Raw genomic sequence first — 18,814 nt, 5'->3', positions numbered from 1 at the left:
GGCTAGATTGAACCCCTCCCCAACCCTCCCCTGCTAGCAGGGGAGGGAGTAGTGCCGCGGGTCGTGACGACACCGAACCTTTCATCATTCGGCGACTGCATGCAGTCGCACCCGAGTGCGCGCAGGATGCGCGCTGCTCTTGGGCCCCCTATACCGCGGTGAGGCTGGGGCGACAGGCCCGCAGGGGCATCGACACGGATGTCGATGCCTTTTCGCCAGGGCAGGAAGCCCTGTCGAAAAGCCCGCCCCAGCCTCACGCACTCGCAGGGCAGGATGCCCGCAGAGCGCGGTATGGGGGTGCTCTTTCTTTGGGTTACTTTTCTTTGGCCACGCAAAAAAAAGTGACTCGGACCCCGGCAGGGGTTCGAAACCCGCTGCAGGCGACCAATTCGCGATATCACACTACAAGCAAGCGAGGCTGAGCCGACAACATCCTGGCCTGGCGGCAGCTGAGCCATGGCTGATCCGCCACCTGGCAGCCGCGAAAAATGTCACCCGCAGCAAGGCGCGGCTACCTATACTTGCGCGGTGAACCGCACTTTTAATCCCTCTTCGAAATCGATAGCCGTCAGCGTGATTGTGGTTGCGGCCGATAGCGGCCCCTCGCTGCGCGATTGCGCACGGCGAGTACTCAGCTGTGATGTGCCGCTTGAATTGATCCTGGTCGATAACGGCTCCCGCGATGGCATCCCGCAAGCGGTCGAGCGCGCCTATGAATCCCACGAGCGGCTGCAAGTGGTCTACAACCGCGCCAATCTGGGTTTCGGGCCAGCGATGAATCGCGGTGCCGCCCTGGCGCGTGGCGATGCGTTGCTGGTGTTGAACCCCGATTGCCTGATCGATAGCGGCAGCCTGCGCCGCTTGCTTGAAGCCTTGGCGGCGCACCCGAAAGCCGGCGTGGTCGGTGCCGTGGTCTGCGACGAACACGGTGTGGCGGATCCGGCTTCGTATCGGCGCGATCCGCTACTGCGTCGTTCGTTGAACACCTTGCTTGGGCGTAGCGGCGAAGGTGTGAATATCGTCGGCCCGATGCCGCAGCAGCTGGTGCAAGCCGAAGCGGTATCGGGCGCGTTGATGCTGTTGCCACGGCGCGTGTTCGAGCAGCTTGGCGGGTTTGACGAAGCGTATTTTCTGCATTGCGAAGATCTGGATTTATGCCGTCGCGTGCGCGATGCCGGTTATCAAGTGCTGCTTGCCGGCGATGTGCGGGTGCTGCATGGCAAGGGCAGTTCCAGCCGGCACCGGCCGGTATTCGTCAGTCGGCATAAGCATCGCGGCATGTGGCGCTGGTTTAAAAAATTCGACCCGGCGGCGCGCAATCCGTTGTTGGCAGGGATGGTCTGGTCGGGCATCTGGCTGCATTTTCTGTTGCAGATTCCTGGTCAATGGACGCGTCTGGCATTGCGCAAACGCGTAGCTGCCGGCAACTCATGAGCGGTTCGCGCACCTCCGCTTTAGCCACGGCGGGGCTGATGTCGGTTACCGCGATCTGGGGCTCGACGTTTTTCCTGATCAAGGACTTGGTCCAGCGCATGCCGGTGGCGGATTTTCTCGCCGTGCGTTTCATCATGGCGGCGTTGGTGATGCTGATCCTGTTTCTGAAGCCGCTGCTGCGGCTGGATCGGCGTCAATGGTGGCAAGCTCTGGCGCTGGGCTTGGTGTATGGCATCGGGCAGCTGCTGCAGACCGCTGGGCTGGAACATACCTCGGCCAGCATCAGCGGTTTTGTCACCGGCATGTATGTGGTATTCACGCCGCTGCTGGGCACGCTGCTGTTGAAGCAACGGTTGCCAGCGATCACCTGGATCGCTGTCTTGCTGGCCGTCGGCGGGCTGGCGCTGTTGGCGTTGCATGGCTTGAGCGTCGGCTACGGGGTATGGATCACGCTGGCCTCGGCGCTGCTCTACGGCTTGCATATCGTCGGCTTGGGGCAATGGTCGCGGCCGGGCAGTGCGTTTGCCTTGACCACGGTGCAAATGATGGCGGTCGCGGCGGTTTGCCTGCTGGCGACCTTGCCGCACGGGCCCACTTTGCCGCCGGATCGTGGCGCCTGGATCGCGGTGATCTATATGGCGCTGGCTGCCGGTGCGGGCGCGATGCTGATGCAGACCTGGGCGCAGGCGCATCTCACCGCTACCCGTGCGGCCATTGTGATGACGCTGGAGCCGGTGTTTGCCGCCGGGTTTGCGGTAAGCCTGGGTAGCGATGTGCTGACCTGGCGCATGCTGGTCGGCGGTGCGCTGGTCTTGGCGGCGATGTACGTGGTGGAGCTGGCGCCACGTCGCCCCGTGAGCGCGGCATTGGACCCCTCGGCCGAGGCATTGCATCACGAGGTGTGAGGGGGTGCTTGCGCCGAGCATGTCCCCGACCTTCAGCACTGGTTCGGCGATAAAGCGCCTGCTGCAATGGCGGCCTCGCAAGACGGCCACAAGTGAGCAACATGCTGACGTTCAATCGGGTTATCGCTGTATTCGCGGCGTGTGCGTTGTTGCCTTTGTCAGCCTGGGCGTGCGGCGGCTCAAGCGACCCCGAGCAAGTGGTACAGGCTCAGTTGGAGGCCTACAACAAACACGATATCGACGCGTTCGCCGCATGCTACGCGGACGAGGTGACGCTTACCGATCTCAGCGGTAAGCGTCCAGTGATCAAGGGCATCCCGGCCTTGAAAGCGACGTTTGCCTATCTCGCCAAAAAGCCCAAAACGTTTGGGATTACTATCGTCAAGCGCATCGTCAACGGGCCGATCGTGATCGATCGCGAGCATGTGATCGGCGTGCCCGAAGACCCAGGCAGACCCGATGCGGTTGCCGTCTATGAGGTACGCGACGGCAAGATTCTCAATGTGTGGTTCCCGCCGTCGAAGTAAATCGGCGGTGCTGCCTCAGTGGGCCGCTTCGGGGCCGGGTTTGGGCGGGCGCGGCTGCATGGCGATGCGCACCAGGTAAATCACGATGGCGATATTGGCGACCAAGACGGCCAGCTTGATCCAGTTGAAACGCTCCAGTACTTCGTAGAGCTCCAGCGGTATCAGCGAGCCGGTGGCGATCACCGTGAACCATTCGGCCCAGTGCTTGCGCAACCACAGGCCAATGCCTTCGGTGGCGAAGATGGCGGCGTAGACCAGGGCGACAATGCCGATCGCGACAAACTTGCTCGGGCCGAACTGTTGCAGCGCGTTGACCAGTTTCCAGCGCAGGCTGCTGCTGTCGGTTAACGACAAATGCTCCAGCCAATGCACCAGATGCTCGAAGTTCTGTTGTTCATTCAGGCGAAATGCCGCGATGGCCACCAGGATCAGGCAAACCGTTTTGACCGCTTTGTAGATGGCGATGACACGTAAGCCAACATTGTGCTGCGATTCGGCGAAGGGTGTGTGTGTCACGGTCTCAGTACTGGGTGCGTGCAGGGGCAGAGGGGCTGGAGCTTAGACCAAGTGGCCGATTGTCGTTGTTGTGGGGCCAATAGTGAATACAACAAGGCCATGCCTATGGCACAGGCATGGCCTTGAGGTCGGCGAGCACGATTTACGATCAGCAGCAGCGTCCGCCGGTGCCCTTGTATCGTGCTGTTTGCCGTTCGCGGAAGAATTCCGCATAGCTCGGCACGCTGCGTTCAGGGTGGTGTTGGCGCAAGTGCCTCACATACACGTCGTAATCGGGTACGCCGCAGCACAGCCGGGCGGTTTGCACCGCGCGCTTCCATATCGCCAGCAAGGCCTGTTTCATCGGCGGCTCCTCACGAGGTCACGCTGGATAGCGCCACATAAGCTTCTTCGTGCGCCGTGGGATGATGCGTGCGCCAGGCGCGGATGCCGGCGCGCAAGGCGAAGCCGGCCATGCTCAATACCAGTAGCATGAACAAGCCGGTCAGCAGCATGTCGACCGTGTTGTTGGTGACGATTTGCTTCATCTCCGTAATGCTCTTGGCCGGGGCCAGCAGTTTGCCGTCTTGCAGGGCCTGCGCATATTTTTGTGCGGCGGCGGTGAAGCTGATCGGGCCGCTGAGCTTTTGCCAGCCCGCCGTCAGCGTGCACGCCACCAGCCACATGGCGGGTATGCCCGGCACCCATAGATAACGCTCGCGCTTGAGTTTCACCATCACCACGCTGGCCAGCATCAGGGCAATCGCGGCCAGCATCTGGTTGGCGATGCCGAACAAGGGCCACAGCGTGTTGATGCCGCCCAGCGGATCGACCGCGCCTTGATATAGAAAATAGCCCCACAAGCCGACGCAGATCGCGGTGGCCAGCAAGTTGCTGGTCCACGATTCGGTGTGTTTCAGCGGCGCGTGGATCAGCCCGGCGATTTCCTGAATCATAAAGCGGCCGACGCGGGTGCCGGCATCGACCGTCGTAAGGATGAACAAGGCCTCGAACAGAATCGCGTAGTGATACCAGAACGCCATCACGCCCTGGCCCGGCAGAATACTGTGCAGTAACTGCGCCATGCCGACGGCCAGCGTCGGCGCGCCGCCGGTGCGGCTGAGAATGCTGGTCTCGCCGATATTTCTGGCGGTATCCAGCAGCTCGGTCGGGGTGACCACGAAACCCCATTGGCTGATCGTGGTGGCGGCGTCCTGCACGGTGGTGCCGATCAAGGCGCCGGGCGAGTTCATCGCGAAGTACACGCCTGGATGCAGCGACGCCGCGGCGATCAGCGCCATGATCGCGACAAAGGCCTCCATCAACATGCCGCCGTAGCCGACCATGCGCGCCTCGCCTTCATTGCTGAGCAATTTCGGCGTGGTGCCCGAGGCAATGATCGAATGCCAGCCGGAGACCGCGCCGCAGGCGATGGTGATGAACAGGAACGGAAATAAATGGCCCTGGAAGACCGGGCCGGTGCCGTCGATGAAACGGGTCGCTGCTGGCATCTGCAAATTCGGCGCGACGATGAAGATCGCCAAGGCCAGTACCAGCACGGTGCCGATCTTGAGGAAGGTGCTGAGGTAATCGCGTGGCGCCAGCAGCAGCCAAACCGGCAGTACCGAGGCGAGAAAACCATAGCCGATCAGCAGCCAGGCCATGCTTTTGGCGTCGTAGTCGAACAGCACCGCCCAATCAGGCGAGGCGGCGACGTAGGCTCCCGACCAGATCGAGGTAAGCAACAACACCAGGCCGATGATCGACACTTCCAGAATTCGCCCGGGGCGCAACCAGCGCAGATAAATGCCCATCAGCAGCGCTATCGGAATCGTGCAGGCCACGGTGAAGGTGCCCCAAGGGCTATGCGCCAGGGTTTTCACCACCACCAGCGCCAGCACTGCCAGCACAATCATCATCAGCACCAGCACGCCGAACATGGCAACGATGCCGGCCAAGGGGCCTAGCTCGTCACGCAGCATATTGCCGAGCGAGCGGCCATCGCGGCGCAGCGACAGGCCGAGCACCATGAAATCTTGCACGGCACCCGCAAACACCACGCCGAACAGAATCCACAAGGTGCCGGGCAGGTAACCCATCTGCGCCGCCAGCACCGGGCCAACCAGGGGGCCGGCGCCGGCAATCGCTGCGAAATGATGGCCGAACACCACCCAGCGATCGGTCGGCACGTAGTCCAGGCCGTCGTTGCGCAGCACCGCCGGCGTGGCCCGGCTCGGATCCATTTGCAGCACTTTGTAGGCAATGAACTTGCTGTAGAAGCGATAACTGATGACAAACACCGATACCGCGGCAGCCACCAGCCAGATCGCATTGACCGGTTCGTCGCGACGCAGCGCTATCACGCCAAGACAACACGCGCCGATGATGGCGATAGCGGCCCACAGCAATTTGCTGGCTGGGCTCATCGGGGCGGCGGCCGCGAGGGCTTGCCCAGATGGGGTGGTAGCGGTTTGCATACGGATGACTCCCAGAACAGACCCGGCAAGAGTCGTCTTCACAGGCGCAGGGGTCAATGCCGGGTTGAACCCGGCGGCATTAGCCATTGGTCGAATACCAGGTCAGGTGGCACCGGCTTGCCATTCACCAGGATAGGGAGGGAGGCCTTGGCGCAGCGCGGCCGTCTGCGCACTGATCACGTCCGCTGGGCGTACACTGAGGCTTCATTCGGCCCGTCGGAGTACTTACGTCATGCGTAAATCCCCCCGTTACCGCTTGCTTGTGCTCGCCATCGCCATTGCCACTGTTCCCGTGGCTGCAGCTGCCTATCAGCTCAAAGACCTGCTCAAGCAGGCGACCGATACCGCGAAGTCGTCGCAAAGCTCCTCCAATCTCGGTGCCAACCTGCCCAATAGCGATATTGCCGCCGGCCTCAAAGAGGCTTTGGCGAAAAGCACCACCAATGCCATCAGCAGTCTTGGCCGCAACGACGGCTTTTGGAGTAACGCCGCCGTGCGTATTCCGTTGCCGGGCAAGCTCAAGCAGGCCGGCGATCTGGCGCGCAAACTCGGCCAGGGGCAGCGGGTCGACGATTTCGAGATGAGCCTCAACCGGGCCGCCGAGAAGGCCGTGCCGCAAGTGGCGGATTTATTCGGCGATGCGATTCGTAAGATGACCCTGGATGACGCGCGCGGCATTCTGACCGGCGGCGATCATGCGGCTACCGATTATTTCCGTCGTGTGGCGGGCGATGCGTTGACCCAGCGCATTCATCCCATCGTGGCCCAGGCCACCGACAGCGTTGGCGTGACGCAAAAGTACAAGGCACTCACTTCCAGTGCGGGTAGTGGCGGTGGCGGCGGCCTCGGCGGCGCGCTGGGTTCGCTGGGCTCCCTCACCGGTGGCAAGAGTGGCAAGGGCGGCAACTCGCTGGATCTGGACGACTACGTGACGTCGAAAACCATCGATGGTTTGTTCACCACGATTGGTTCTCAGGAAAAATCGATACGCGATAACCCAGCCGCACGCAGCACCGACTTGCTGAAAAAAGTTTTTGGCGGTTAACCAGCGCCGTTGGGCGAACGCACCATTTGGCTGCCCCCGGCTCGGTAGCATGAGCACCGAGCCGGCTGGCGTATCCAGTTTGCGCTATTGAACGTAGTACAGAGGCTTGTGTTCGAGGCAAGGCGACCACAAACCATCCCATGGTTCCCGATGATGAGACGGCAATGATTCGCGAGATTTTAAGAATGGGCGACCCGCGCTTGTTACGCATCGCGCCGCTGGTGCCCCCGGGCATGCTGGGCAGCGCCGAGCTCGATGCGCTGATCGCCGACATGTTCGACACCATGCACGAAGCCGGTGGCGTCGGCCTGGCCGCCCCGCAGATCGGCGTGGATCTGCAATTGGTGATCTTCGGTTTCGATAGTTCCGAACGTTATCCCGATGCACCGCCGGTGCCGCAAACCATTTTGCTCAATCCGGTGATTACGCCTTTGTCGCAAGACATGGAAGAAGGCTGGGAAGGCTGCTTGTCGGTGCCGGGTTTGCGTGGTGCGGTGAATCGCTACACGTTGATCCGCTACGAAGGCATCGATCCCAAGGGCGCGCGTATCGAGCGCACCGCCGAAGGTTTTCATGCGCGGGTGGTGCAGCACGAATGCGATCATTTGATCGGCCGTCTGTATCCGTCGCGCATCACCGACTTCAGCAAGTTCGGTTATACCGAGGTGCTGTTTCCCGGCATGGACCCGACCCTCGACGAGTGATGGCTGCGAGCCGGCGCTTGGTCTCTCCGCCGCGCGTTCGTTCTTCAAGAACAGGATCGCGCTGGAGGGCCATCGGCATACCGGGCACTACCGCACCATCGTTGCAGGATTCTCGCTCTGCTTGCGGCGTCAGCAGGCCAGGTCAGCGCCCGGCCTGCCGGTTTATGCTGCCGCGGATTTCTCAGCGAGACTCCGCTGCCTGCCCGACGATGGGGCGCTTGGCCAAACCGAGCGCGTAGTACAGCACGGTCAACAGCACCAGCCATAGCGGGCCGACGATCAACGCCACCCGTGTATCGGGGAAGTAAGCCATCAGGCCGATCACCAAGAGCAGGAAGGCCAGGGCAATCCACGAGCCGTACGGATAGAACGGCATGCGAAAGGCCAGTCGGTCACATTCGATGGCGCTGAGTCGACGGCGGAAGGCCATCTGCGAAACCAGGATGATGCCCCAGGTCCAGATGGCCGCGAAGGTCGAGATCGCGGTGACCCAGACGAAAACTTTTTCGGGTACCAGGTAATTGAGCAAGACCCCGGCCAGCAACGCGACGATCGATACCATGATCGCCCGGCTCGGCACACCGCTTGTCGACGTGCTTGCGAAGGGGCGCGGCGCCTGGCCTTGCTGGGCCAGGTTGTACAGCATGCGGCCAGTGCTATAGAGGCCGCCGTTGCAGGAGGACAGTGCCGCCGTCAGCACGACGAAGTTGATGATGCCGGCGGCTGACTTGATACCGAGCCGCTCGAAGGTCATCACGAAGGGGCTGCCATGGGTGCCCAGTTCGTTCCACGGATAAATCGACAAGATCACCAGCAGCGCACCGACGTAGAAAATCAGAATGCGCCAGAACACCGAGTTGATCGCCTGCGGAATCGACTTGTTCGGATTGGCCGCCTCACCGGCGGTCAGGCCGACCATCTCCACGCCGAGGTAGGCGAACATCACCATTTGCAAGGCCATCAACATGCCTTGCGCGCCGTTGGGAAAAAATCCACCGTGCGTCCATAGATTGCTGATGCCCGTAGCGACACCGTGATTGCCCAGGCCGAACACGATCATGCAGGCGCCACCGACAATCATCAGCACGATGGTGACTACCTTGATCATCGCGAACCAGAATTCGAATTCGCCATAGGCGCGCACCGTGGCCAGGTTGACCGCGCCCATCGACAGCATCGCGGCGAGTGCCCATATCCACTGCGGCACATCCGGAAACCACACGCTCATGTAAATGCCGACCGCAGTGATTTCGGCAATGCAGGTCACCAGCCACATGAACCAGTAGGTCCAGCCGGTGAGGTAGCCGGCCAGCGGGCCGAGGTAATCTTGCGCGTAGCGGCTGAATGAGCCGGCCACCGGGTTGTGCACGGCCATTTCGCCGAGGGCACGCATGATGATGAAGATCGCTCCGCCGCCCAGGATGTAGGACAGCAGGATGGCCGGGCCGGCCAGCTTGATCGCGTTGGCGGAGCCGAGAAACAGGCCCACGCCAATCGCCGAACCCAAGGCCATCAAGCGAATGTGTCGTTCGCCGAGGCCGCGTTTCAGTGCTTGCTCACTCGCTTGCATGTGGCGTATCCGTTGTCGTGTTTGTCGAGACTTGCTGATGGCTATGGAGGTGTCCGCGAACGGTTTCACACAAGCCAGCCGTCTCGCCGGATGGCGCGATGCCATCACTTCGAGCCATCGAAGCTTGATCTGATGAAAGCGATACCGGACCGGCATCCGTTCCGGCGCATCTGAAGGTGGTTTCTTCAGCTCCCCCCACGGGAGCACGCACATGCTACCGGATCGACCGCCTACGGCGGCGCAGGATACGCGGAGTCATTCGATGTAGGCCGTTTTGCCAGCGGCAAGCACGGCGGGCGCCATCGCCGTCAGGGTCGTTTCTCGACCATGTATTCGAGCAAACACAGCATCGCTTTGCGTTGCTCTCGCGGTAGATGACCAAGCAGGCCGACCAGGCGCGAGTGTTCGCGATGCTCGACGTTATAAGGCGTTATCACGGTCTCTTGCACCTTGCTGTATTGCGTCGGCGCGCCGCGACCGGTGGCCAGCCATTCAAAGCTCACGCCGAGACGGTGGGCGATATCGAGCCTGCGCACCAGGGCGGGTATGGCCAGGCCATTAAGCCATTTGCGCGCGGTTTCCCCGGAGACATCGAAGCGGGCGGCGAGATGGCCGGTGCGTCCGCGCCCTTTTTCTATACCCGCCAGATCAAGCGAAATATGCAGGCGTTGTGAAAACTCGTGATGAGATCGTGACAAGAGCGGCTCCATTCCTGGACGCGCTGACATTCCATGCCAACGCTGCTGAAACATGAGCTGTCATTGTTGTTTATCCACGCCACAGGATTGGCAATTGCGGATTGTATATGCGCGCAATTTGTGATTGTATTTCGGCGCAGTGCGTTCGTTAGCGACGACTCACGTGGTGACACAGGGAGAGGCACATGGAACATGACAAGACAGCGCCGCAGCCATCGTTACGCTCGCTGGCCGATGAGGATATCGACGATGCTCCTGCTTTGGAAGACATCGATTATCCAGTGACGCAGCTCGATCAATTGCTCAATGATTTGCAGGGCAATGCCGCCCGAGTGGAAAGCGATGACGGCCTGGCCCGCTTCGGCGAATCACGCCTGCGCGCTATTCGTACTAATGCCTTGGCTCAATCGGCTGCCGCATGGCTGGCCGAAAGCTGCGCCAAGGACGAATACCCGGGGTTGTAAGAGCCTGTTCACCATCTCTGAGTATCTCGCGTTGAGCTGCGGTGGTTGCCAGGGGATAGTGCGTGGCGCTGGTGCATGGTGGCCACCGCAACTCAACCCTTCGAGCCACTCGAGATGGTGAACAGGCGCTACGTGCTGCGCCGGCGCAGGTTCTTTCTGCGGCAACAGGCCCAGGCCAGGTGCATGCCGCCAGTCTGGGCGTTTGTGTTGCACTGCCAGACTCGAATGGACAATTCGCAGGCTATCCTAGGCGCCTTGTCCAGCCGCCAGGAGTCAATCATGCAGGATTCGCGTTTGTGAGCGCACCTCTTTCGAGCAGCGCCGAGTCGCGCAAAGAACTAACCGTCCGCGGTCTGATCCTCGGCACCGTCATCACGCTGGTGTTCACTGCGGCCAATGTGTTCTTCGGCCTCAAGGCGGGCCTCACCTTCGCCACCTCGATTCCGGCGGCGGTGATCTCGATGGCGATCCTGCGGCAATTCAAAGGCGTCACGGTTCAAGAAAACAATATCGTGCAGACCGTCGCTTCGGCGGCAGGCACCTTGTCGGCGATCATCTTCGTGTTGCCCGGTTTGATCATGATCGGCTGGTGGAACGGGTTTCCTTACTGGGTCTCGTTCGGCATCTGCGCGCTGGGCGGCGTTCTCGGCGTGATGTATTCGATCCCGCTGCGCCGCGCGCTGGTGACCAACTCCGATCTGCCCTACCCCGAAGGCGTGGCCTGCGCCGAGGTGCTCAAGGTCGGTGGCGGCGAAGCCGACGTCAACAGCAGCGCCGAAGACCTGGCCGCTGGCGTGGAAAGCAGCCGCGCCGGTCTGCTGGCAGTGATCTGGGGTTCGATCACTTCGGCGTTGTTTGCGGTGGTCGTTGCCACCCAGGTGTTTGCCAGCGACGTGGCGCAGTATTTCCGTATCGGCAGCAAGGGCAGTGTCAGCGGTTACGACTTCAATCTTTCCTTCGCCCTGTTCGCGGTCGGACACTTGGTCGGCCTGTGGGTCGGGGTGGCGTTGCTGGTCGGTTTCATCATCGCCTGGGGCGGTGCGGTGCCGTACTACTCCTGGCTCAATCCATTGGCCGGGGTGGCCGCCGATGTGGCGCAGGCTACCTGGAGCCACAAGGTACGTTTTCTCGGCGCCGGTACCATCGGCATCGCGGCGATCTGGACCTTGGCCAAACTGGTCAAGCCGGTGATCAGTGGACTGACCTCGGCGATGGCCGCGTCGCGGGTCCGCTCCGCCGGCGCAGCGCATACGCTGCCGCGTACCGAGCGCGATATCCCGATCGGCGTGGTCGGCATCATTACCCTGGCCTGCCTGGTGCCGATTGCCTGGTTGCTGGGTGACTTCAGTATCTCCGCCCACCTGGGCGAGCACGTGGTGCTGCTGGTGGCCGGTGGCCTGGTCTACATCGTGTTGATGAGCTTTTTTGTCTCTGCGGTGTGCGGCTATATGGCGGGCCTGATCGGTTCGTCCAACAGCCCGCTTTCTGGCGTGGGCATCCTGGTGGTGATCGGTGCGGCCTTGCTGCTGGTGCTCGGGGTGAAACCGCTGCTGCCGGCCGAGGCAGGCAAGGCACTGGTGGCGTTTGCACTGTTTGCTACCGCGGTCGTGTTCGCCGTGGCGACCATCGCTAATAACAATCTGCAGGATCTGAAAACCGGTCAGCTGGTCGACGCCACGCCGTGGCGGCAGCAGGTGGCCCTGATCATCGGCGTGGTGGTGGGCGCGGCGATCATTCCGCCGATCCTCGACCTGCTCAATCACGCGTATGGGTTTGCCGGAGTGGCCGGTGTGGACCCGTCGCGTGCCTTGCCGGCACCGCAGGCGGCGTTGATCTCGGCGCTGGCGCAAGGTGTCATCCAGGGCAATCTCGACTGGAATCTGATCGGCATCGGTGCCTTGATCGGCGCGGTCATCATCGCGTTGGACGAAGTGCTGTCGCGCAGCAGCAAGTCGGTGCGGTTGCCCCCGCTGGCGGTGGGCCTGGGTATTTACCTGCCCACCTCGACCACCTTGATGATCGTGGTCGGCGCCTTTGTCGGCTGGTACTTCGACAAGCGCGCGGAGCGCACCGCCAAGCCCGAGGCGGTCAAGCAGCTGGGTGTGTTGCTGGCCTCGGGCATGATCGTCGGCGAAAGCATTATCGGCGTGCTGTTGGCGGCACTGGTGGTGTTCTCCGGCAAGGCCGCACCGCTGGGGCTGGTCGGCGAGAACTTCGCCAGCGCGGCGATCTGGATCGGCGGTATCGCGTTCGCGGCTGTCATGATCGTTCTCTATGCTTGGATTTCTCGTTTGGGCCGGGCGGGCACGACGGTTCCAACGCGTTGATATCCATGGCCCTCGCTTGCTCGCGGGCGAGGGTGAAATACCGGGTTGACGGCCTGGGGTAACGGTTGTCCGGCAACGGTTAGCCGCCCACTGGCAGCCTTTCTGCGTCAAGGGGACATCATGCTTGCGGCAATAAACCCCGTCCCGGGCTTGCTCGGGAAGGGGCTTAATGCCGTCGTGACCGGCTATGCTTACCGACGGCCGTGCAGCGGCGGCCGCAAGGGTGGCGCTGGCCAGTATTGAGCAGCTTGCTGCGCACCGATTTATACCGTGGAGGCTGTGGAAGCGTGGTGGAACAGACAGGGACAGGGGCCCCGAATCCTGATCTGGTAGGTACCGGGCCGGTAGATACCTTGATCGCTCCAAGCCGGGGCGCGGTGTGGTTACGCCGCCTGACCGGGCCGATGTTGTCGCTTGCCATGTTGTGCCTGGCGCTATGGGCGCTGCGCAACCTGGGCAGCGAAGTGAGTTATCGCCAGGTAGCCCGCTATGTGCACGGCCTGGAAGACTGGCGCATCGCCCTGGCGGTACTGCTCACCGCGCTGAGCTACGGCGTCATGACGCTATACGACTGGTTCGGCCTGGCCGCCATCGGTCGCCGCTTGCCGCGTGCCCAGGTCAGCCTGATCTCCTTTATCAGCTATGCCTTCAGCAATGCGCTGGGCATGGCCTTGCTGATCTCCGGCTCGATCCGCTACCGCTTTTATATCCAGGCGGGGCTGTCCACCGCCGAGGTGGCCAAGGTCGTTTTGCATTGCACGGTCAGCTTCTGGCTGGGCCTGTGTGCGTTGACCGGCGTCACCTTGCTGCTGGTGCCGGTACCGATGTCGCTGCCGCTGGCGCAGCTGCGCTTGCCGGTGGGTGCACTGCTGACCCTGATTCCGCTGTTGTGGCTGTTTGGCAGTCGCCTGATGCCGCGCCCACTGCGTTTATGGCGCTGGCGGCTAAGCCTGCCGAGCACGGCCAGCGCGGCGCGGCAGATCGCCACCGGCGCGGTGGATTGGGCCTTGGCGGCCGCCGTGTTGTACCTGCTGATGCCGAACGAGGTCGATACCGGCTTCGGTCACTTCCTGGCGATTTTCGCGCTGGCACAAATTGCCGGCCTGATCAGCCATGTGCCGGGTGGCCTCGGTGTTTTCGAAGCGGTGATGCTGGCCGGCTTCGGCGCCACCGGCAATGAAGGCCTGGAGGCGCCGATCCTCGGTGCGCTGGCGGCTTATCGGTTGATCTACTACTTCCTGCCGCTGCTTGGCGCCACCCTGGTCGTGGTGGTGCGCGAAGTGCGCGGGCTGCGCAGCAAGGCGTTGCTGGCGCCCTGGTTCACCAGCTTGCTGCCGCCTTTCTTCGCCGTACTGACCCTGGTATCCGGCGCGGTGCTGTTGTTCTCCGGTGCAACCTCGGCCTTGCACAGCCGCATGGATATCTTGCGCGGCGTGCTGCCGTTGTCGGTGGTCGAGGTCTCGCATTTTCTGAGCAGCGTGGTCGGCATGTTGCTGCTGATCTTGTCGCGCGGCCTGTTGCGTCGGCTGGATGCCGCCTATGTGTTGACCCTGGTGTTGCTGGTGGTCGGCGCGGTGCTGTCGTTGCTTAAAGGCATCGACTACGAAGAAGCGACCCTGCTGTCGATTCTCGCCCTGGGCCTGGCGCCCGCGCATCAGTTGTTTTATCGGCGTGCGTCGCTGTTCGACACCAGTTTCTCGATACGCTGGATCGTCGCCATTCTCGCGGTGCTGGGCTGCGCCGGCTGGCTGGTGATGTTTAGCTACAAGCATGTCGAATACAGCCGCAGCCTGTGGTGGGAATTCAGCTTCTACCATGGCGGTGCACCGCGCGCGTTGCGCGCGCTGGTCGGCGCGACGGCCGCGGGCTTGCTATTTGCCCTGGCGCATCTGATACGCCCGGCCAAGGCAAGAATCCATTTGCCGACCGAGGTCGAGCTCGGCAAGGCGATGCCACTGATCAAGCATTATTCGTCGGCGCAGGCGCATCTCGCCCTGACCGGTGACAAGACCTTGCTGTTCGACCCCGAAGAGCGCGCCTTCATCATGTACGACATCGAAGGGCGCAGCTGGGTGGCGATGGGCGATCCGGTGGGAGAATCCGAAGAGGCACGCCGCGAACTGGTCTGGACCTTCCGCGAGCAATGCGAACGCGCCGGTGGCTGGCCGCTGTTTTATCAGGTGCGCCCGGAAGATCTCGACCTGTATCTCGAAGTGGGCATGAACTTGCTCAAGCTCGGCGAAGAAGCCCGCGTGCGCCTGGACAGCTTCAATCTCGACGGCAAATCGAAAAAGGTTTTGCGCAACACCGTCAATAAACTCAATCGCGAAGGTCTGCGGCTGGAGATCGTACCGGTAGAGGCGGTGGCGGATATTTTGCCGCGGCTAAAGCCGATCTCCGATGCGTGGATGCGCGACAAGAAAGTGCGCGAGAAAGGCTTCTCGCTGGGCACCTTCGATCCGCATTATCTGTGCCGTACGCCGATGGCGGTGGTCTGGCAGGGCGACCAGCCGGTGGCCTTCGCCAATCTGTTTCTCACCGACAGCAAAGAAGAGGCCTCGCTTGACTTGATGCGTCACATGCCCGACGGCAATGCCGGCATCATGGATTATTTATTCGTGCAGCTGATGCTGTGGGCCAGGCAGGAGGGCTACCGCTGGTTCAATCTCGGCATGGCGCCGCTGTCGGGTTTGCAAAGCCGCCGCACCGCGACGCTATGGAGCCGCTTTGGCGCGCTGGTATTCGGTCGCGGCGAGCGTTTCTACAATTTCCGTGGGTTGTACCGCTACAAAGACAAGTTCGATCCCGAATGGGAGCCGCGCTATCTGGCCGTACCCACCAATATCGCCCTGCCCATGGCGCTGGCTAATCTGGCCAGCCTGATCTCGGGCGGTTTATCCGGGATGGTGCGTCGATGAAACGAGTCATAAAGAAAATCCTCTTGCTGCTGCTTGTCATCGCGGTGGTCGGTTTGGCGATATGGCGGCCCTGGCATCAGGCCAGCATGCAAGAGTCGCTTACCGTGATACCGGCCAAGACCGGCGTAACGCCGCCGCATGGGCAAGCAGACGTGCTGGCCATCGTCTACTCCGGTGACGGTGGTTGGCGCGACCTTGACAAGCAACTCGGCGGTGCCTTGAGCAATCAAGGCATTCCGGTGCTGGGGGTAAGCACGCTGGCCTACTTCTGGCGCAACCGGCCCGCCGATGAATCCGCCGCCGACCTCGATGCGCTGATCAGCCAATACCGCAAGCAGTGGGGCAAGCAGCGCGTATGGCTGATCGGCTTCTCGTTCGGTGCCGATGTGCTGCCCTCGGTGATCAATAAGCTAAGCGCGGGAAATCGCGCCTATCTCACCCAGTTGGTGCTGCTGTCGCCGACCAAGGACGTAAATTTCGAAATCGAAATGGAAGGCTATATGCGTGAAGGCTGGTGGAAAACCAACACGCAGGAATTCTTTCAGCGCCTCCACCCGGTGAAACATTACGACGCCTTACCACCGCTGCTTGCCTTGCAAGGTCATCCGCCGGTGGTTTGCTACTACGGCAAAGACGAAAGCGATGACACGGTTTGCGCCGAGAAATCGCTGCCGGGGTGGATTCAGGTGATGGCAAAAGATGGCGATCACCATTTCGATGGCAATTACGAGGCGCTGGCCAAGGGCATGATTGCGGATTTGCCGGCGGCGCTGGCCAAGCCGTAACACGGTTTTTTTCGGATGGGGTTTTCTGCGGCAAAGCTGCACCCCTCCCCAACCCTCCCCTACAAGCAGGGGAGGGGGTCACACCCTAGACAACCCCGCCTATCACTCCGGCAACCCCACCGACTGCACCGAAAACGGCACATCGCGCGGAATTTGCGCATCGTCCTTGGATTTGAACAGCAGGCCGTACTTCGATTCGATGTAATACACGCGGTTGCCGAAGAGCACGCCCGATGAAGGGTCATTGAGCCCGCCCACAATGGTTTGCAACGAGGTGGCCCGCTTGCCGTCCAACCTGGCCATCGAGATCTGCCCGCCATAGGGGCCGTCATGGCCAAAGGCGTTGCTCTCGAAAATCACCAGCCGGGCATGCCCTTGTTTATCGGGTTCGGCCATGCAAGACATCAATGCGCGACAGCTGCGCGGCGGCCGTTACCAGGCTCACATAGACATGCTGGTCGTGGTCGATAGCGATGCCGTTGAGGTTATAGCCCTCTTTGCCGGCGGCGAAGGCCGGGTCTTGTTTCCAGATATGCAGCGCCTGCTCATTCGGCGCCAGCCGCAGCACACGCGGATTCAAGGAGTCAGTCACGTAGATGCTGCCGTGGCTGTCTTGCGCGAGGTCGTTGCAATAGCCCTTGTCCGGCATCGGATAGCTGGCGCGCGGTGCGCCGCTGGCAAGGTCATAGCTTTTGAGCGCGCTGGGCGTGATCGGTACCGTGGTGTAACCGATCGTACCCGAGCAAACCCACAGCAGGCCGCGCTTGGCATCCACCAACACGCCCTGGCCATTGGCCAGGCCATTGGAGCCCGGCGCCACCAGTATCTCCGGCTGCTCTTGCTGCGGCCGCAGCCGCGCCACGGCACCTTGCCGCCAGCTGCCGACATACAACGAGCCGTCGGGGCCTGCCGCGATGCTTTCCGGATACCAGTCACGCGGCAGCGGGCGTGCGGTCGGCCCGGCCTCGCTCGCCAGGGCGACGGCCTGGCTGCATGCCAGCGCGGCAAATAGCGCGCTGCGAAACCAAAAGCCTGCGGTTTTCAAAGCGGTCTTGTTCCGGCTCATCATCTTCATGGTTTTTCTCTGCAAGTGGCGATGGCGCTATGGTGCATTCCACGCTATCAATTGATAAATGCGCTTAAACTTTCTTCACTCCGCATCAGGACTTTGTAATGGATCGCTTGACCAGCATGGCCGTCTTTATCCGGGTGGTTGAAAAAGGCAGCTTTGCCGCGGTCGCTGACGAGTTCGGGCTGTCCACCACCATGGTGGCCAACCACGTGCGCGGGCTGGAGCAGCGGCTGGGCGCGCGCCTGCTCGATCGGACCACCCGGCGGCACAGCCTGACCGAAATCGGCGCGGCCTATCTGGAGCGTTGCCGCGATGTGCTGAGCAGCGTGCAAGCCGCCGAACAAGTGGCCGAAGCGCTGCGCGCCGTGCCGCAAGGCATTCTGCGCGTGACCGCGCCGGTCAGTTGGGGTGCCCATCGACTGGTGCCGGTCATCGGCGCATACACGGCGATGCATCCGGCCGTGCAGGTCGAGCTAAGCCTTAATGACCGCGTGGTGGATATGCATGAAGAAGGCTTCGATGTGGCGATTCGTTCTGGCACCTTGCGCGACGAACAACTGATTGCGCGCCCGCTGCGTTCCTCACAGATGTTTGCCGTGGCCAGCCCGGCGTATCTACAAACCCACGGCATGCCGACCCACCCCAGCGATCTCGAGCAGCACAACTGTCTCGGTTTCATGCCCTGGGGCCGCGATCACCATTGGCGCTTCACCCGCGACGAGCAGCAAGTGTCAGTGCCGGTGCGCGGTGGCTTTATCTGCAATAGCGGCCAGGCCTTGCTGACGGCGGCGTTGCATCATGTCGGCGTCGTAGTGCAAGCCGATGTGCTGCTGGCGCCTGCCATCCGCAGCGGTCAGCTGGTGCATCTGCTGGCCGATTGGAACCTGTCCACGCGGCTCATCCACCTGGTGCGCCGTCGCGAAGTCCATCCCACGGCGAAACTGCGCAGCTTCGTCGACTTCGTCGTCGAGCGCCTTGGCTAAGCGATAACGCCAACAACTCCCTCCCCTACATGTAGGGGAGGGCTGGGGAGGGGTAAATGCTCGCCACAGACTTCCTTTAAAGCCCCACCCCAATCTTCCCAACCCACCCGCCTCGCAGCCCTTGTCATCACCTCACCCATCCCCCGATGATCGCCGCTTCCCCATCGCCGCTAAGCCAGCCATGCAGATAACAGACTCAAGAGTCGCCACTCGCGATCCAGGCATCGACTTGCTGCGTGGCCTCTCCATTGTGCTGGTGGTGCTGCATCACATCGGTTTGCGCAGTCCCTTAAAGAAAGGCGTGCTGGCGGAGTTTCTTCCCACTCGCTTGCTCGGCGCGCTGAACTACAACGGCTACGAGGCCGTTTTTGTTTTCTTCGTCATCTCCGGATTTCTTATCGCCGGCAATG

18 protein-coding genes are annotated in these 18,814 nt (G+C 61.8%); 11 read left to right on the top strand and 7 right to left on the bottom strand.

What is annotated here, in order from left to right; translation table 11 throughout:
- Window positions 1-456 precede the first annotated feature (456 nt).
- From OUZ52_RS17860 to OUZ52_RS17850, 3 genes are all read left to right on the top strand, one after another.
- Window positions 457-1,434, top strand: coding sequence for a glycosyltransferase family 2 protein (locus OUZ52_RS17860; RefSeq protein WP_266159885.1), 978 nt, complete (start codon window positions 457-459; stop codon window positions 1,432-1,434).
- A complete protein-coding gene (locus OUZ52_RS17855) occupies window positions 1,431-2,339 on the top strand; it encodes a DMT family transporter (protein WP_266159884.1) in 909 nt (302 codons plus the stop codon). Before OUZ52_RS17860 ends, OUZ52_RS17855 begins: the two co-directional genes overlap by 4 nt.
- Before the next feature lie 101 nt (window positions 2,340-2,440).
- Window positions 2,441-2,866 (top strand): nuclear transport factor 2 family protein, encoded by a 426-nt coding sequence (locus OUZ52_RS17850; RefSeq protein WP_266159883.1) that lies wholly within the window; start codon window positions 2,441-2,443, stop codon window positions 2,864-2,866.
- 15 nt (window positions 2,867-2,881) lie between these two features.
- Here OUZ52_RS17850 and OUZ52_RS17845 read toward each other — a convergent pair whose 3' ends face one another.
- From OUZ52_RS17845 to OUZ52_RS17835, 3 genes are all read right to left on the bottom strand, one after another.
- Complete coding sequence (locus tag OUZ52_RS17845; protein ID WP_266159882.1) at window positions 2,882-3,382, bottom strand: DUF2127 domain-containing protein; 501 nt, start codon at window positions 3,380-3,382, stop codon at window positions 2,882-2,884.
- 148 nt (window positions 3,383-3,530) lie between these two features.
- Complete coding sequence (locus OUZ52_RS17840) at window positions 3,531-3,725, bottom strand: YbdD/YjiX family protein (protein WP_266159881.1); 195 nt, start codon at window positions 3,723-3,725, stop codon at window positions 3,531-3,533.
- A 10-nt stretch (window positions 3,726-3,735) separates the two neighbouring features.
- Entirely contained in the window at window positions 3,736-5,787 is a 2,052-nt protein-coding gene (locus OUZ52_RS17835; protein ID WP_266159886.1) for a carbon starvation CstA family protein, read from the bottom strand.
- Between the two features lie 283 nt (window positions 5,788-6,070).
- On the opposite strand from OUZ52_RS17835, the gene OUZ52_RS17830 reads away from it, so the two are divergent.
- Both OUZ52_RS17830 and def read left to right on the top strand, forming a co-directional pair.
- Complete coding sequence (locus tag OUZ52_RS17830) at window positions 6,071-6,883, top strand: DUF4197 domain-containing protein (protein ID WP_266159880.1); 813 nt, start codon at window positions 6,071-6,073, stop codon at window positions 6,881-6,883.
- A 164-nt stretch (window positions 6,884-7,047) separates the two neighbouring features.
- The gene (def, locus tag OUZ52_RS17825; RefSeq protein WP_266159879.1) at window positions 7,048-7,587 is read left to right on the top strand and encodes a peptide deformylase; all 540 of its coding nucleotides are present in this window, start codon (window positions 7,048-7,050) and stop codon (window positions 7,585-7,587) included.
- A gap of 181 nt (window positions 7,588-7,768) precedes the next feature.
- On the opposite strand, the gene OUZ52_RS17820 is transcribed toward def, so the two are convergent.
- Complete coding sequence (locus OUZ52_RS17820; protein ID WP_266159878.1) at window positions 7,769-9,157, bottom strand: amino acid permease; 1,389 nt, start codon at window positions 9,155-9,157, stop codon at window positions 7,769-7,771.
- A 308-nt stretch (window positions 9,158-9,465) separates the two neighbouring features.
- On the bottom strand, window positions 9,466-9,855 hold the full coding sequence (locus tag OUZ52_RS17815) for a hypothetical protein (protein ID WP_266159877.1): 390 nt from the start codon (window positions 9,853-9,855) through the stop codon (window positions 9,466-9,468).
- 185 nt (window positions 9,856-10,040) lie between these two features.
- Here OUZ52_RS17815 and OUZ52_RS17810 point away from each other — a divergent pair, with 185 nt between their 5' ends.
- The 4 genes from OUZ52_RS17810 to OUZ52_RS17795 all read left to right on the top strand — a co-directional run bounded on the left by OUZ52_RS17810 (window position 10,041) and on the right by OUZ52_RS17795 (window position 16,349).
- A complete protein-coding gene (locus tag OUZ52_RS17810) occupies window positions 10,041-10,319 on the top strand; it encodes a hypothetical protein (protein WP_266159876.1) in 279 nt (92 codons plus the stop codon).
- Between the two features lie 296 nt (window positions 10,320-10,615).
- Window positions 10,616-12,646, top strand: a complete 2,031-nt coding sequence (locus OUZ52_RS17805; RefSeq protein WP_266159875.1) for an OPT family oligopeptide transporter — start codon at window positions 10,616-10,618, stop codon at window positions 12,644-12,646.
- A gap of 353 nt (window positions 12,647-12,999) precedes the next feature.
- A complete protein-coding gene (gene mprF, locus OUZ52_RS17800) occupies window positions 13,000-15,564 on the top strand; it encodes a bifunctional lysylphosphatidylglycerol flippase/synthetase MprF (RefSeq protein ID WP_266159874.1) in 2,565 nt (854 codons plus the stop codon).
- Window positions 15,561-16,349, top strand: coding sequence for an AcvB/VirJ family lysyl-phosphatidylglycerol hydrolase (locus tag OUZ52_RS17795; RefSeq protein ID WP_266159873.1), 789 nt, complete (start codon window positions 15,561-15,563; stop codon window positions 16,347-16,349). The genes mprF and OUZ52_RS17795 overlap by 4 nt, the downstream gene beginning before the upstream one ends.
- Window positions 16,350-16,451: 102 nt before the next feature.
- Here OUZ52_RS17795 and OUZ52_RS17790 read toward each other — a convergent pair whose 3' ends face one another.
- Window positions 16,452-16,745, bottom strand: coding sequence for a hypothetical protein (locus OUZ52_RS17790; RefSeq protein ID WP_266159872.1), 294 nt, complete (start codon window positions 16,743-16,745; stop codon window positions 16,452-16,454).
- Window positions 16,729-17,424, bottom strand: coding sequence for an SMP-30/gluconolactonase/LRE family protein (locus OUZ52_RS17785; RefSeq protein ID WP_266159871.1), 696 nt, complete (start codon window positions 17,422-17,424; stop codon window positions 16,729-16,731). Before OUZ52_RS17785 ends, OUZ52_RS17790 begins: the two co-directional genes overlap by 17 nt.
- Before the next feature lie 98 nt (window positions 17,425-17,522).
- Here OUZ52_RS17785 and OUZ52_RS17780 point away from each other — a divergent pair, with 98 nt between their 5' ends.
- Together OUZ52_RS17780 and OUZ52_RS17775 are read left to right on the top strand one after the other, a co-directional pair.
- A complete protein-coding gene (locus OUZ52_RS17780; protein WP_266159870.1) occupies window positions 17,523-18,404 on the top strand; it encodes a LysR family transcriptional regulator in 882 nt (293 codons plus the stop codon).
- Between the two features lie 181 nt (window positions 18,405-18,585).
- Window positions 18,586-18,814 (top strand): acyltransferase family protein (locus tag OUZ52_RS17775; protein WP_266159869.1); only part of this gene is annotated, 229 nt, incomplete at its 3' end.

Origin of the sequence: Dyella silvatica (genome assembly GCF_026283955.1) — a bacterium.
Lineage (GTDB): Bacteria > Pseudomonadota > Gammaproteobacteria > Xanthomonadales > Rhodanobacteraceae > Dyella_C > Dyella_C silvatica.
The sequence above is the reverse complement of the archived record's forward strand: the minus strand, read 5'-3'. Positions and strand labels throughout refer to the sequence as shown.

Bases quoted from the DNA above. Each gene is read 5' to 3' on its own strand.
- OUZ52_RS17860 (WP_266159885.1), top strand. From the start codon at position 457: ATGGCTGATCCGCCACCTGGCAGCCGCGAAAAATGTCACCCGCAGCAA.
- OUZ52_RS17855 (WP_266159884.1), top strand. From the start codon at position 1,431: ATGAGCGGTTCGCGCACCTCCGCTTTAGCCACGGCGGGGCTGATGTCG.
- OUZ52_RS17850 (WP_266159883.1), top strand. From the start codon at position 2,441: ATGCTGACGTTCAATCGGGTTATCGCTGTATTCGCGGCGTGTGCGTTG.
- OUZ52_RS17840 (WP_266159881.1), bottom strand. From the start codon at position 3,725: ATGAAACAGGCCTTGCTGGCGATATGGAAGCGCGCGGTGCAAACCGCC.
- OUZ52_RS17835 (WP_266159886.1), bottom strand. From the start codon at position 5,787: ATGAGCCCAGCCAGCAAATTGCTGTGGGCCGCTATCGCCATCATCGGC.
- OUZ52_RS17830 (WP_266159880.1), top strand. From the start codon at position 6,071: ATGCGTAAATCCCCCCGTTACCGCTTGCTTGTGCTCGCCATCGCCATT.
- def (WP_266159879.1), top strand. From the start codon at position 7,048: ATGATTCGCGAGATTTTAAGAATGGGCGACCCGCGCTTGTTACGCATC.
- OUZ52_RS17820 (WP_266159878.1), bottom strand. From the start codon at position 9,157: ATGCAAGCGAGTGAGCAAGCACTGAAACGCGGCCTCGGCGAACGACAC.
- OUZ52_RS17810 (WP_266159876.1), top strand. From the start codon at position 10,041: ATGGAACATGACAAGACAGCGCCGCAGCCATCGTTACGCTCGCTGGCC.
- OUZ52_RS17795 (WP_266159873.1), top strand. From the start codon at position 15,561: ATGAAACGAGTCATAAAGAAAATCCTCTTGCTGCTGCTTGTCATCGCG.
- OUZ52_RS17790 (WP_266159872.1), bottom strand. From the start codon at position 16,745: ATGGCCGAACCCGATAAACAAGGGCATGCCCGGCTGGTGATTTTCGAG.
- OUZ52_RS17785 (WP_266159871.1), bottom strand. From the start codon at position 17,424: ATGAAGATGATGAGCCGGAACAAGACCGCTTTGAAAACCGCAGGCTTT.
- OUZ52_RS17780 (WP_266159870.1), top strand. From the start codon at position 17,523: ATGGATCGCTTGACCAGCATGGCCGTCTTTATCCGGGTGGTTGAAAAA.